Source organism: Streptomyces sp. NBC_01717, assembly GCF_036248255.1.
In the GTDB taxonomy this organism is placed as follows: Bacteria; Actinomycetota; Actinomycetes; order Streptomycetales; family Streptomycetaceae; genus Streptomyces.
The window spans coordinates 3,118,708-3,132,475 of record NZ_CP109178.1 but is presented as its reverse complement, the minus strand read 5'-3'; the positions used below and the strand labels follow the sequence as shown (position 1 = coordinate 3,132,475).

At 68.9% G+C, this 13,768-nt stretch carries 12 protein-coding genes; 6 read left to right on the top strand and 6 right to left on the bottom strand.

The features are described from left to right. The first annotated feature begins 2 nt into the window (after nt 1-2). The 5 genes from OHB49_RS14125 (at nt 3) to OHB49_RS14105 (ending at nt 8,134) form a co-directional block, all read left to right on the top strand. Nucleotides 3-977, top strand: coding sequence for an ABC transporter permease (locus tag OHB49_RS14125; RefSeq protein WP_329160608.1), 975 nt, complete (start codon nt 3-5; stop codon nt 975-977). Beyond that, a complete protein-coding gene (locus OHB49_RS14120) occupies nt 974-1,987 on the top strand; it encodes an ABC transporter ATP-binding protein (protein ID WP_329160606.1) in 1,014 nt (337 codons plus the stop codon). The genes OHB49_RS14125 and OHB49_RS14120 overlap by 4 nt, the downstream gene beginning before the upstream one ends. Before the next feature lie 28 nt (nt 1,988-2,015). After that, complete coding sequence (locus OHB49_RS14115; protein ID WP_329160604.1) at nt 2,016-3,434, top strand: GH1 family beta-glucosidase; 1,419 nt, start codon at nt 2,016-2,018, stop codon at nt 3,432-3,434. A 153-nt stretch (nt 3,435-3,587) separates the two neighbouring features. Then, complete coding sequence (locus OHB49_RS14110) at nt 3,588-6,701, top strand: glycoside hydrolase family 3 protein (RefSeq protein WP_329160601.1); 3,114 nt, start codon at nt 3,588-3,590, stop codon at nt 6,699-6,701. Between the two features lie 62 nt (nt 6,702-6,763). Further along, nucleotides 6,764-8,134: a hypothetical protein gene (locus tag OHB49_RS14105; protein WP_329160599.1), complete on the top strand. Its 1,371-nt coding sequence runs from the start codon at nt 6,764-6,766 to the stop codon at nt 8,132-8,134. A 175-nt stretch (nt 8,135-8,309) separates the two neighbouring features. On the opposite strand, the gene OHB49_RS14100 is transcribed toward OHB49_RS14105, so the two are convergent. From OHB49_RS14100 to OHB49_RS14075, 6 genes are all read right to left on the bottom strand, one after another. Further along, on the bottom strand, nt 8,310-8,483 hold the full coding sequence (locus tag OHB49_RS14100) for a hypothetical protein (protein ID WP_158711173.1): 174 nt from the start codon (nt 8,481-8,483) through the stop codon (nt 8,310-8,312). Between the two features lie 150 nt (nt 8,484-8,633). Further along, the gene (locus tag OHB49_RS14095; protein ID WP_329160595.1) at nt 8,634-9,533 is read right to left on the bottom strand and encodes an aldo/keto reductase; all 900 of its coding nucleotides are present in this window, start codon (nt 9,531-9,533) and stop codon (nt 8,634-8,636) included. Nucleotides 9,534-9,580: 47 nt separating this feature from the next. Next, nucleotides 9,581-9,706: a hypothetical protein gene (locus OHB49_RS14090; RefSeq protein ID WP_329160593.1), complete on the bottom strand. Its 126-nt coding sequence runs from the start codon at nt 9,704-9,706 to the stop codon at nt 9,581-9,583. Nucleotides 9,707-9,853: 147 nt separating this feature from the next. After that, nucleotides 9,854-11,215 carry an SGNH/GDSL hydrolase family protein gene (locus OHB49_RS14085; RefSeq protein ID WP_329160590.1) on the bottom strand — a complete coding sequence of 454 codons (1,362 nt, stop codon included), beginning with the start codon at nt 11,213-11,215 and terminating at the stop codon, nt 9,854-9,856. A gap of 373 nt (nt 11,216-11,588) precedes the next feature. Continuing rightward, nucleotides 11,589-12,242, bottom strand: coding sequence for a class I SAM-dependent DNA methyltransferase (locus OHB49_RS14080; protein WP_030971219.1), 654 nt, complete (start codon nt 12,240-12,242; stop codon nt 11,589-11,591). A gap of 130 nt (nt 12,243-12,372) precedes the next feature. Further along, entirely contained in the window at nt 12,373-12,990 is a 618-nt protein-coding gene (locus OHB49_RS14075; protein WP_030971217.1) for a YceI family protein, read from the bottom strand. 238 nt (nt 12,991-13,228) lie between these two features. Here OHB49_RS14075 and OHB49_RS14070 point away from each other — a divergent pair, with 238 nt between their 5' ends. Further along, complete coding sequence (locus OHB49_RS14070; protein WP_030971215.1) at nt 13,229-13,753, top strand: hypothetical protein; 525 nt, start codon at nt 13,229-13,231, stop codon at nt 13,751-13,753. The last annotated feature ends 15 nt before the right edge of the window (nt 13,754-13,768 follow it).

Genomic DNA, 13,768 nt, shown 5'->3' with positions numbered 1-13,768 from the left:
ACATGGCCGTCACCGCTGCCGAGGTCGCCGTACTCGACGCGACCGAGACCCCGGCGCCGAGCAAGCGCAGGCTCCGCTTCCTGCGCGGCCGCAAGACCGTCGTCGGCCTCGGGATCCTGCTCTTCTTCGTCGTGATCGCCGTCATCGGGCCGTGGATCGCCCCGTACGACCCCGACACCATGAGTAATGCACTGCTCCAACCACCCTCCGGCGCGCACTGGTTCGGCACCACACAGACCGGACAGGACGTGCTCTCGCAGATCCTCGTCGGCACCCGCGGCGTCCTGGTCGTCGGTTTCGTCGCCGGCATCTTCGCGACGATCCTGTCTGTACTGATCGGCGTCAGCGCCGGCTTCCTCGGCGGCACCGCCGACGAGTTGCTCTCGGTGCTCTCCAACGTCTTCCTGGTCATTCCGGGGCTGCCGCTGATCATCATCATCGCCAGTCTCGTCTCCGACACGGGCGACCTCCTGATCGCCACCGTCATCGCCCTCACCTCGTGGGCCTGGGGCGCGCGCGTCCTGCGCGCCCAGACGTTGTCGCTGCGCCGCAGGGACTACGTCGAAGCGGCCCGCGCCACTGGTGAGTCCACCTGGCGGATCATCCTCTTCGAGGTCCTGCCGAATCTGACGGCCGTCATCGCGTCCGGTTTCGTCGGCACGGTGATCTTCGCGATCCTGTCCGAGATCACCCTCGCCTTCATAGGCGTCGCCGACATCTCCAACTGGAACTGGGGGACCGTCCTGTTCTGGGCGCAGTCCAACCAGGCACTGGCCCAGGGCGCGTGGTGGTGGTTCGTCCCGGCCGGACTCTGCATCGCCCTGCTCGGCATGTCGCTCGCCCTGATCAACTTCGGCATCGACGAGTTCGTCAACCCGCGGCTGCGTACGGAGACGGGCGCGTCCCGGAAGGTCCGGATGCGGGTCGGCTTCACCCCCGTGGCGCGCGGTACGCACGACAAGGAGACCCGCTCATGAGCGAGCCCGTCCTCACCATCAGCGGCCTGAACGTGGACTACGGCACCGGGGACGCCGCCGTGCACGCGCTGCGCGACATCGACCTCACCCTGCACCGGGGCGAAGTCCTCGGCCTGGCAGGCGAGTCGGGCTCCGGCAAGTCCACCCTGGCGTACGCCGTCACCCGCCTCCTCTCGCCGCCCGGAGTGATCACCGGCGGCGAGGTCCACTACCACCGGCGCGACGGCGAAGCGCTCGACCTGCTGACCCTGACCGCCCCCGAGCTCCGCGCCTTCCGCTGGCAGGAGTTGTCGATCGTCTTCCAGGGAGCGATGAACTCGCTCAACCCGGTGCACACGGTCCACAGCCAGCTCACCGACGTGCTCAAGGCGCACCGCCCGGAGATGGACCGGGCCGAACGCACCGCACGCGCGAAGGAGCTGCTGTCGCTGGTCGGCATCTCCGCGGACCGGCTCTCCGCCTACCCGCACCAGCTCTCCGGCGGTATGCGCCAGCGCGTGATGATCGCGATGGCGCTTGCGCTGGAGCCCGAGATCGTCATCATGGACGAGCCCACGACGGCCCTGGACGTCGTCATGCAGCGCCAGATCCTGCGCCAGCTGGTCAAGCTCCGCGAGGAACTGGGCTTCTCGGTCGTCTTCATCACGCACGACATCTCGCTGCTGATCGAGTTCTCGGACCGGATCGCGATCATGTACGGCGGCCGGATCGTCGAGGAGGCCGGTTCCTCCGACATCTATCAGAACCCCCACCATCCCTACAGCGACGGCCTGCTGCACTCCTTCCCGGCTCTGCACGGCCCCCGTCGCGAACTCACCGGCATCCCCGGCTCACCACCGCATCTGTCCGCGATGCCGGCCGGCTGTGCCTTCCACCCCCGCTGCGGCAAGGCACTCGAGCCGTGCGCCACCCACGTGCCGGTGCTCGACCGGCCGGAAGGGGACGGCTCCCGCACAGTGGCCTGCTGGCTGCATCAGCCGGCCCCGGTCACCGTCGCCCCCCGCTCGTAGCGACCCCACAGCACACCACAGGAGAACCATGAACCTCGTCATCCCCCAGGGATACGCTCGCGAGATCACCGCCGAGCCCGTGACCGGTCTGCCCGCCGACTTCCGCTGGGGCGTCGCCACCGCCGCCTACCAGATCGAGGGAGCGGCTGCCGAGGACGGCAGAACCCCGTCGATCTGGGACACCTACTGCAGGGTGCCGGGCATGGTCGTCCGCGGCGAGAACGGCGATGTGGCCTGTGACCACTACCACCGGATGCCCGAGGACGTGCAGCTGATCGCGGACCTGGGCGTCGACACGTACCGCTTCTCGCTCGCCTGGCCGCGTATCCAGCCCGGCGGCCGCGGCCCGGCCAATGCCAAGGGCCTCGACTTCTACAAGCGGCTGATCGACGAGCTGGAGTCCAAGGGCATCACCCCCTGGATCACCCTCTACCACTGGGATCTTCCGCAGGAGCTGGAGGACGCGGGCGGCTGGCCGGCCCGCGACACCGCCTACCGCTTCGCCGAGTACGCCGCCCTCGCCTACGACGCGCTCGGCGACCGGGTCAAGCACTGGACCACGCTCAACGAGCCGTGGTGCTCGGCCATGCTCGGGTACGCGTACGGCAACCAGGCCCCCGGGCGTACGAACTTCGGCGAGGCGATCCACGCGGTCCACCATCTGCTGCTCGGCCACGGACTCGCGTCCCGGTACATCCGCGAGACCGCCGCCGCCCGCGGAAACGACCTGGAACTGGGCATCACGCTCAACCTCGGTACCGCCACCCCCGAGACCGACAGCCACGAGGACGCCGAGGCCTGCCGGCGCGCCGACGGGCTCGGCCGCCGCCTCTACCTGGACCCGGTGGTCAAGGGCGCCTACCCCGAGGACGTCATCGCGGACCTCGCCCTGCAGAACGTCGAACTCCCGGTCCAGGACGGCGACCTGGAGATCATCTCCACCCCGCTCGACGTCCTCGGCGTCAACTTCTACCGCGGCACGCTCTTCTCCGGTGTCACGGAGGAGGGGTCCCCGGTGGACGCCGACGGCCTGCCGGTCACCCGTGGCATCGAGCGTGACCTGCCGCGTACCGCCATGGACTGGGAGATCACCCCCACCGCCCTCACCGACCTGCTGGTGCGGCTGCAGAAGGACTACGGCATCCCGACCGTCATCACCGAGAACGGCGCCGCGTTCGACGACACCGTCTCCGAGGACGGCGAGATCCATGACGCCGACCGCACCACCTACCTCGCCGACCACATCGCCGCCGTCGCTGCGGCCCGCGCCGAAGGAGCCGATGTCCGGGGCTACTTCGCCTGGTCGCTGATGGACAACTTCGAGTGGTCCTACGGCTACGACAAGCGGTTCGGCATCGTCCGCGTCGACTACGACACCCAGGAGCGGACGCTCAAGGACAGCGCCAAGTGGTACCGCGACACGATCCGCCTCACCCGCGGCGCGTAACTGCGGCAACAACCAGGTCTCCCAGCCCTGCCGGCTGTCCCGCAGCCCGGCGTCGACCGCATCGCGCAGGCCGGCGTGAACGCGGAGACCGACTGGATGCGAGTCGAGCAGAAGAAGCAGCAGAAGCACCTTTCAGTGTCCGAAGGAGCCGCAATGCCACCACGCACCCACCGCGCCCGCCACCGGGCCAGACCGACGACGGCCGCACTGGCCGCCGTCACCGTCCTCGCCGGTCTGCTCGCCGGAGCCGTCCCGAGCGCCAGCGCCGCCACCACAGCGGCGACGGCGGACGACCCGGCGCCCGTCCTCGTCGACCGCTTCGAGGGCGAGGTCCCGTTCGCCAACCAGCCCGCCGACGGCATCTTCACCTGGGGCGGCGACTCCGACGACCCGCCCACCCTGACCCTGAAGGACCGGGCCGACGCCCCCGAGGGCGCCAAGGTCCTCGAAGGTACGTACAACATCAGCGGTTACGGCGGCCTCAGCCACGACTTCGCCGCCGATCAGCCCGCCCACGACTGGTCGGCCCACAAGGGCATCCGCTTCTGGTGGTACGGCCAGAACACCGCGCCGCTGCCGCCCGGTTCGGGCAAGAGGATCAACTTCGAGATCAAGGACGGCGGCGCCAACGGCGAGGCGTCCGAGCTGTGGACCACGTCGTTCACCGACGACTGGGAAGGCTGGCACCAGGTCGAGATCCCGTTCACCGACTTCACGTACCGCACCGACTACCAGCCCGTCGGCGGCATCGACCAGGTCCTCGGCCTCGACGAGATGTGGGGCTACGCCGTCACGCTGCCGACCGGGGCCCCCGGCTCGTTCGCCATGGACGGTGTGGAGCTGTACGGGAAGGCCGACGCGGCCCTGAAGGCGAGCGTCGTCACGGACGCGGCGGTCCATACGGTGAAGGAGGGCGGCACGGCGGACATCGATGTCTCCGTCGCCACCACCGGCTCCGTACCGATCGAGGAACCCGTCACCGTCGCGTACGAGACCAAGGGCGGCAGCGCCGAGGCCGGCAAGGACTACACGCCGGTCACCGGCACGTACACCTTCCCGGCAGGCACCGCGTCCGGGACCTCGCACCGGATCTCGGTGGCCACCAGGAAGGACGGCGCAGCCGAGTCCGCGGAGACGATCCCGCTCGAACTCACCGTCACCGGCGCCAAGCCGCCCAAGGAGAACCCGCAGGTCGTCATCGACGCCCATGGGCTGCCGTACCTCGACCCGAAGCTCCCGGTGAAGAAGCGCGTCGCCGACCTCCTCTCCCGGATGTCGCCGGCCGAGAAGGCCGGCCAGATGACGCAGGCCGAGCGCAACGCACTGAAGTCGCAGGGTGACATCGCCACGTACGACCTCGGCTCGCTGCTCTCCGGCGGTGGCTCCGTCCCGACGCCGAACACCCCCGAGGCGTGGGCGAAGATGGTCGACGCCTACCAACTCCGGGCCCAGGCGACCCGCTTCCAGATCCCGCTGATCTACGGCGTGGACGCGGTGCACGGGCACAACAACGTCATCGGCTCCACGATCATGCCGCACAACATCGGCATCGGTGCCGGCCGCGACCCGAAGCTCGCCGAGCGGACCGGTGCGGTCACCGCCGACGAGGTCCGCGCGACGGGTATTCCGTGGGACTTCGCACCTTGCCTCTGCGTCACCCGCGACGAGCGCTGGGGCCGCTCCTACGAGTCGTACGGTGAGGACCCGGCACTCGTCGAGTCCATGGAGACGGTCATCCAGGGCATGCAGGGCAGCGCCTCCGGCAAGGACCTGCACCGCAACGACAAGGTCCTGGCCACCGCCAAGCACTACGTCGGCGACGGCGGTACGGAGTTCGGCTCGTCCACCACCGGTTCGTACACCATCGACCAGGGCGTCACGAAGGTCACCCGGCAGGAGCTCGAAGCCGTGCACCTCGCCCCGTTCGAGGAGGCCGTCAAGCGCGGCGTCGGCACGGTCATGCCGTCGTACTCATCGCTCGACATCCTCGGCGACGACCAGGGCCCGGTGAAGATGCACGCCGACGCCGAGATGATCAACGGCGCGCTCAAGGACCGGATGGGCTTCGAGGGCTTCGTCATCAGTGACTGGCAGGCCATCGACCAGATCCCCGGCGACTACGCCAGCGACGTCCGTACGTCCATCAATGCCGGACTCGACATGATCATGGTCCCGACGGCGTACCAGGACTTCACGAAGACTCTCCAGGACGAGGTCACCGCGGGCCGGATCAGCCAGGCCCGGATCGACGACGCGGTCACCCGCATCCTGACCCAGAAGTTCCGCCTCGGCCTCTTCGAGAAGCCGTACGCGGACACGGCCGACATCGACCAGGTCGGCTCGGCCGGACACCGCGCGGTGGCCCGCGAGGCGGCGGCCAAGTCGCAGGTCCTGCTGAAGAACGACGGCGGAGTGCTGCCGCTCAAGGCATCCCAGAAGGTGTACGTCGCCGGGTCGAACGCCGACAACATCGGCAACCAGGCCGGCGGCTGGACCGTCAGCTGGCAGGGCTCTTCGGGCAGGATCACCACGGGTACGACGATCCTGGAGGCCATGAAGAAGGACGCCACGGACGCGGCCTCGGTCACCTACTCCAAGGACGCTTCGGCATCCACGGACGGCTACGACGTGGGTGTGGTCGTGGTCGGTGAGACCCCGTACGCCGAAGGCATCGGTGACGTCGGCAACGGCAACGACCTGGAGCTGACCGCGGCGGACAAGGCCGCGATCGACAAGGTCTGCGCCGCGATGAAGTGCGCGGTCCTGGTGGTCTCCGGCCGCCCGCAGCTCATCGGTGACCGGCTCGGTGACATCGACGCACTCGTCGCGTCCTGGCTGCCGGGCACCGAGGGCGACGGAGTGGCCGACGTGCTGTACGGGAAGCGTGCCTTCACCGGACAGCTGCCGGTCACCTGGCCGAAGTCCGAGTCGCAGCTGCCGATCAACGTCGGCGACGCGACGTACGACCCGCAGTTCCCGTACGGCTGGGGCCTGACCACGCTGAAGAAGGCCCCGACGGGCGGCGAACTGACTCTGGGCGCGCTCGCCGTAGCCGCACACATCGCGGAGAAGGCCGGACTGGGGAAGTCCGAGGCCGGCAAGGCGATCGTCGACCAGGCCCGCCTGCTGGTGCAGCAGAAGGCCGGCGGGAAGCCGACCGCGGCGGTGTCCAAGCCGTTCGCCGACGCGGACCATCTGCTGCTCACCGGTGATCTGACCGGGGCGGTGGCCCAGCTGAGGACGGCGTACCGGGCCGTGCAGCGGTAACAGAGACGGGGCTGACCCAGGTGGGCGGAGCATTTGTCGCCCACCTGGGTTAGCGTCGTTATATGCGGAACAGGCTGTTCCCGACCCTGCTGGCCGGCCTGCTGCTGATGCTGTCGGCAGCGATGCTCGCCATGGCCCCGGCTGCGCCGAGCGCCACGACGATCAACGATGTGGCCCGGGCCCTGCGCCAGGGCCCGGTGTACGTCGATCCGGCGGCGGCGGACCAGCTGTCCGCGGGCCAGGCCGACGCCCTGACCAAGAAGATCAAGGACGCGGACAAGCCGGTCTTCGTGGCTGTGCTGCCGCGGACCTCCGCGTTCCCCGAGGCCACGGTGTTGCGGACGCTGCGTAACGACACCGGGATCACCGGTGTGTACGGAATCCGCCTCGGCGACACGTTCAAGCTGGGCGCGGACCGGTCGGTCATGTCCGTCACGGCCCGCCAGAACCTCTCCGTGGCGCTGCAGGCCCCCGGCACCGCCACTGACGCCACCACCCAGCTCACCACCTTCGTCGACCAGGCCGTCGCCCAGGCGCGCGGCCACGCCCCCGCCTCCTGGAGCGGCGGCTCGAACGGCACGGGATCCGGCGTGACCGCACTGATCACGGTCGGTGCGCTCGCGGTGATCGGCGGTGGGACCGCGTACGCGATCGTCCGCCGCAACCGCCGCCGCAAGGCGGAGGAGGAACGGGCGGCGCTCGACAAGCTGCGGGTCGTCGTGGACGAGGACATCACCGCATACGGCGAGACCCTCGACCGCCTCGACTTCCACCCGGCGGAGGCGGGCGCCGACGACGCGATGCGCGCCGACTACGAGCGGGCACTCGACTCGTACGAAAGCGCGAAGTCCCGTATGGACAAGGCCCAGCACCCGTCCGACGTGCGCGAGGTCACCCAGGCCCTGGAGGACGGCCGCTTCTCCCTGGCCGTCCTGGAAGCCCGCCGCACAGGCGATCCCCTCCCGGACCGGCGCCCACCGTGCTTCTTCGACCCGCGCCACGGCCCTTCGGTGGCCGATGCCCTGTGGACGCCGTCCGGCGGCGCACCGCGCGAGGTCCCGGTCTGCGGCGTGGACGAGATCCGGCTGCGCGACGGCGAGGACCCGCTGAGCCGCACGGTCGACACGGGCGACGGCCGGCGCCGCCCGTACTGGGAGGCGGGCCCGGCCTACGGTCCCTGGGCGGGCGGATACTTCGGCGGCGGCCTGCTCCCCGGCCTGCTGGTGGGCACCCTGCTCGGCTCGATGCTCTCGTCCCCGGCCTACGCGGCGGACTACGGCGGTGGCGACTTCGGGGGTGGCGACTACTCCGGCGGTGACTACTCCGGCTCCGACTTCGACCCGTCCGACTTCGGCGGCGGGGGCGACGGCGGGGGATTCGGCGGAGGTGGCGATTTCGGCGGGGGCGGCGACTTCGGTGGCGGGGGCTTCTGAGAGCCGAGGCCGCGCACCGGCAGGCTCCGCCGGAAAGTCCCCGGGCACAGCGATGAGGGCGCCCGCACAGCCGCTTCACCGCGGGTGCGGACGCCCTCGTACCTTCCCAGGATCAGCGGCCTGCCCGGACCCGGCGTAGGCGGGTGGGGCAGCGCATCAGCGGGGGGAGAAGTTGTTACAGATCCTGCTCGATCTGCATTTCCCGGACCTTGTCGTCACGGTGCGTCTTCTCGTTCTTGATGGTGTAGGTGGTCGCCGGTCCGCTGCCGCTGACCTTGGTGATCTCGCCCTGACACTTCTTGTTCTCCTGGTCCAGGTACTCCACGCGCTGACCCTCGTTGTGCGGCATTGACTTCTCCGTTTCTCGGTCTACACGGGCAGGAGCCGTCCCGGCGTTTCAGCACGGGCCGCCCCAGCCGGCGCCCGCTTCTCATCGCGGTGCGCAAAGCCAGACCACACCGTGTTCGTACAACCAGCGACTCCAGGGAGCCCAATGGGGTCAACGGTTCCTGGTGAGACCTGCCAGTTCGTCCCGCGAGAGCCGCAGCGCTCCGGCTGCCACGTTGGCGGTCAGGTGGTCCGGATCGCCGGTGCCCGGTATGGCCAGGACGTGCGGGCCCTGGTGCAGCGTCCAGGCCAGCCGGACCTGCGCGACCGTGGCTCCGTGTGCGCGGGCGACGACGAGCAGTTCGTCGTCGCACCCGGCGCTCGCGCCCTGCTCGCGTCCCACGCCGGCGATCGCGAAGAACGGCACGAACGCGATGCCCATCTCGCCGCAGGCCCGCAGGAGATCGTCGTCGTCCGCGCTGTGCGCGTCGATGCCGTACCGGTTCTGCACGCAGACCACCGGGGCGATGGCCTGTGCCTCGGCGAGGTGTTCCGGTGTGACACCGGAGACTCCGAGGTGGCGGACCAGCCCCGCCTCGCGCAGCTCGGCCAGCGCGCCGAAGTGCTCGGAGACGGACTCCTGGCCCATGACGCGCAGGTTCACCACGTCGAGGTGGTCGCGGCCCAGCTGGCGCAGGTTCTCCTCGACCTGGCCGCGCAGTTCGTCGGGCCTCGCCGGCGTGCGCCACGCGCCTGAAGCGTCCCGCACCGGACCGACCTTGGTGGTGATGACGAGATCTTCGGGATACGGCGCCAGCGCCCGATTGATCAGCTCGTTGGCGGAGCGCAGCGGCGAGAAGTAGAACGCGGCGGTGTCGATGTGGTTCACACCGAGATCGATCGCGCGGCGCAGCACTGCTATCGACCGGCTGCGATCGCTGGACGGACTGTCGGCGCTGAACGCCTTGCCGATCTGTGTCAGGCGCATCGCGCCGAATCCGAGCCGGTTAACGGTCAGGTCACCGAGCTTCCAGCTGCCCGAGGCTGTCGCGGTGGTCGTCTCAGAGGCCATGAGGTAACCCTTCAGGTGGAGTTGGGAACGTACGAAGGGCGACTTCGTCACGTGGCGAGGGAGTTGGCGGGTGATTCACGCGAGCCGTACAGCGCGAGCCGCGATGGCTTGCGCTCCTGCTCGATAGCTGATAACTTCGCCCTAGAAGGTGTGTCCTTCTTTCGGATCTTCATGTGTGCAGGGTATCGCTCGGGCTGACGGTCCGTCCAGTGGCCGCCCGTGCTTCCGACTTTTCGACGCCCGAAAACCCGACGCCGACAGCCACATCACAGACGTGATGCGGCTGTCGGCGGCGGGCCGAAACCGGCGTGGGCCGAGGTCTAGTTGAAGCCGAAGCCCTGCGGAAGCGGCTCCTGCCGGAACAGCCGGGACGGAACGGCGTCGGCCAGGGCCTTGTAGCCGGTCGGGTTCAGGTGCAGATGGTCGCCGTCGTCGTACGTCGGCAGGAGTTGTCCCGGCTTCTGCGGGTCACGCGCCACACGATCGAAGTCGATCATGCTGTCGAACCGGCCGCTGGTGCGAATCCACTTGTTGACCGCCTGCCGGGCCTGCTCCCGGTATCCGTCCGGGTCGTCGTACGGCGTGTTGCCGCCGAAGGGCGTCAGCGTCGCCCCGTACACCCGGATCCCGTGCGTGTGTGCCCGGACGATGATCTGGTCGTAGGCCGCGATCAGATCGTCCGCCACCTGCTTCTGGGCGGCTTCCGAGGCATCGGCCGTGCCGATGTCGTTGACGCCTTCGAAGACGAGCAGCCACTCGACGCCGCTCTGTGACAGTACGTCACGGTCCACCCGTGACAGGGCGTTGGGGCCCAGACCGTCGTTCAGTACCCGGTTGCCGCCGGCCGCCTGATTGAGGATCGCGGTGTCGGTGGTGTCCCGGTGCGACCGCAACCTGTCCTGCAGCTGGTCCGGCCAGCGGTTGTTCATATTGGTGATGGAGCCCCGGCCGTCGGTCAGCGAGTCGCCCAGCATGACAGCTGCCGCAGTGGTGCTCCTGGACCACACCTCGACGCCGCTCAGGAAGTACCAGTGCGCGGTCGATGCCGCCCCGGCCAGGTCCGTGTCCTCGACATGGTTGCCGGCCCGCACGAACGACGTGGTCCGGGAACCGGGGTGCGAGGTGATGGAGTTGGACGCCTGGCCCTCGGCCAGGTACATCGTCACGGAAAGGTTGGACCCGGGCTCCAGCTCGAAGTCCAGCGGGTCGGAAACGATCTCCGACCCGACCGGAACGACCGCCGACGACCGGCCGTGGAAGGTCACCTTCCGGGAGGTCCCCGACTGGATCGCACTGTCGCCGGCCCGCCCGCCGGCCGGAAGCGCGACCGAGACCGCGGTGATGGGGAGCGCCGCGCCTCCGAACGCGTTGGAGAAGCGCAGTCGCATCTGCCGTCCGCCGACCGCCATGTGGACGGTCTGCCGCAGGGTGCTGTCGGCGAGGACCAGATTGTCCTGCGTGAACGGCGCGGGCGGCATATTGGCGGGCTCCGTCAACTGTGGCATCGACGTCCAGGTATTCACCCAGTGGTTGTGCAATTGCTGCGATTTTGCGTCGACGGACAGACCCGGTGCCTTGTGGGCGCCCTCCGTGCCCACGGCTCCCACAGCAGAGGCCGTCGTCACTGTGGCCGCGAGAGCCACTGTTACGGTCAGGCCGGCGATCGAAAACTTTCGGGCCATGGACTGCGTCCCCTCCATCACAATGATCCATGCACGCTGTGGCGGTGACGGTAAACGGGCTGGTTACTGGGTGTCAAGAAGTCTTACAGGATCCGACTTGAGTCGGTGAAGTGTCGAAACTTTCGAAAGGTTGGAAAGGGGGCGATGTGACGCAAGACCCCTGCAGCGAAAACTGACTGATCGTCAAATAGCTGTGACGCATGCGTAGCCGGAGCGCGGAGTGCGCAGAACCCGGGTTGTCCGCATTCGAGCGGCGCGAGGGCTCCGCGGATTTCCCGCCGGCTCCCGGGGGCGTCTCAGAAAATTCCGGCACACCGAGGAATTGATGCCGTGACGCGCGACCTGCCCGAATCGATCCGCTGTCGTCCGACGGTTATGAATTCCTCGGTTTGCGCACCAGAAGGCAGGCTTGGGGAATGGGCGCGCTTTCCGGCTCACGGATCAGCGTGGCGTCCACCACGAGCCCGGCGCGGGTCGCGGACTCGGCGATGCGGTCGGGTGGCAAGAGGTGGACGTCGAGGCTCATCGCGTGGCCGCCGTACCCCTTCTCCTTGCGCCGTCGCTCGTCGCCGACGTGGAAGCCGAGCAGCAGGTGGCCTCCAGGGGCCAGCACCCGGTGGAACTCCGCGAACACCGTCGGCAGCACTTCCGGTGGCGTGTGGATGATGGAGTACCAGGCGACGATGCCGCCGAGCGCGCCGTCCGCCGACTCCAGGGCTGTCATCGTCCCGATGTCGAACCGCAGGCCCGGGTGGTCCCGCCGGGCCACTTCGACCATTCCCGGCGACAGATCCACGCCGAATGCCGCCAGGCCGAGGGAGCGGAGATGTGCCGTCACGTGGCCGGGTCCGCACCCCACGTCGGCGACCGGGCCGCCACCGGCTCCCTGCACGAGTTCGGCGAATGCGCCCAGCATCGAGCGCCCCAGCAGATCGGCCTCGAATGCGGGGGGTACGAGCTCGGCGTAGTCGACGGCAACGGTGTCGTACGACGCCCGGGTTTCGCGTAGGTAGGAAGGCTCGACCACGCCGCAGACCCTATTACTCCCCGCACGGGCAAGCGCTGGAACCGAGAGGGAAGGAAATGCCGAGCGCCCGCCTCCCTCCCCGGCGGGGGAGTGGAAGGCGGGCGCGCTCGAGTCGGAGTGCCTCCGAGGATCAGGCCTGCGCCGCGGCGGCCTTGATCGCGGAGATGTCGAAGTTCAGCTTGACCTTGTCGCTGACCATCACGCCGCCGGTCTCCAGCGCCGCGTTCCAGGTCAGGCCCCAGTCGGAGCGGAGGATTTCCGCGCTGCCCTCGAAGCCGACGCGCTCGTTGCCGTAGGGGTCGGTGGCGGAGCCGTTGAACTCCAGGTCGATCGCGAGCGGACGGGTGATGTCCTTGATGGTGAGGTCACCGGTGATGCGGTACTGGTCGCCGCCGAGCTGCTCGGCCCGGGTGGAGCGGAACGTCATGAGCGGGAACTTCTCGGCGTCGAAGAAGTCGCCGCTGACCAGGTGCCCGTCGCGGTCGGCGATGCCGGTGTCGACGCTGGCGATCTTGACGTCGATGGAGGCGGCGGAGTGGTGCGGGTTGTGGCCGTTCAGCGTCAGCGTGCCCTCGTGGTCGCCGAAGGAGCCGCGGACGTTGGTGACCATGGCGTGACGCACGGTGAAGCCGATGCTGCTGTGCGACGGGTCGATCGTGTACGTGCCGGTCAGCGCGGCCAGGGCCGGGTCCACGGCGGTGGCGGTGGTGGACGGGGCGGCGGCGGACTTGCGGTTGAACAGAGCCATGGCTCCTCCTCGGGGGACGTGATCGAGCGGGGGTCGAGGTCATTGTTTAACCTTCAACGACATCCACTGTAGCCACACCTTGTTCAAAGTTCAACATCTGGGGCGGGGCTGATTTCGGAGGCGCGTCCGCAGGGGTGACGACGTTCGCCCCGTCGACACCTGATGCCCTCTGGCGGACGCGCGTAGAACTCGGGCACTATCTCCCTGCCCTTGTTGTCATGAGCAGGAGGAGTCCCCCATGGTGTCCCGTATGACACTGCGCCCCGTCCTGACCGCCCTCGCCCTCGTCCTCGGCGCCCTGTTCGCCCCCGGTATCGGCGTTCTCGGCAGCGGCGCCACCGAGGCCCACGCCGTCACCAAGCTCACGCACGCACAGGCCACGTCCCGGTTCAGCTCGTCCGGTATCACCTGGTCGTCCTCCGGCGGCTGCTCGAACCGGAACAACGCCACCTGCACGTCCTTCGATCAGCTGAACCTCGCCACCGCCCAGGGGGCCCAGACCCTGAAGAGCGCGACCGGCTGCGCGCTCAACATCACCGGCGGCACCGAGACCGGGCACGCCAGCGGTACGTACTCGCACTGGAACGGGTACAAGCTCGACTACGGCAAGTCCACCTGTCTCACCAACTACATCCACAGCGCCTTCAGCTACATAGGGCTCCGTGGTGACGGCGCTCCCCAGTACCAGTCCGGCTCCGGAAACATCTACGCGGACGAGGGCAACCACTGGGACGTCCTGTACTACAACTGCGGCGGCTGCTGAGCCCGTACGCGCAGG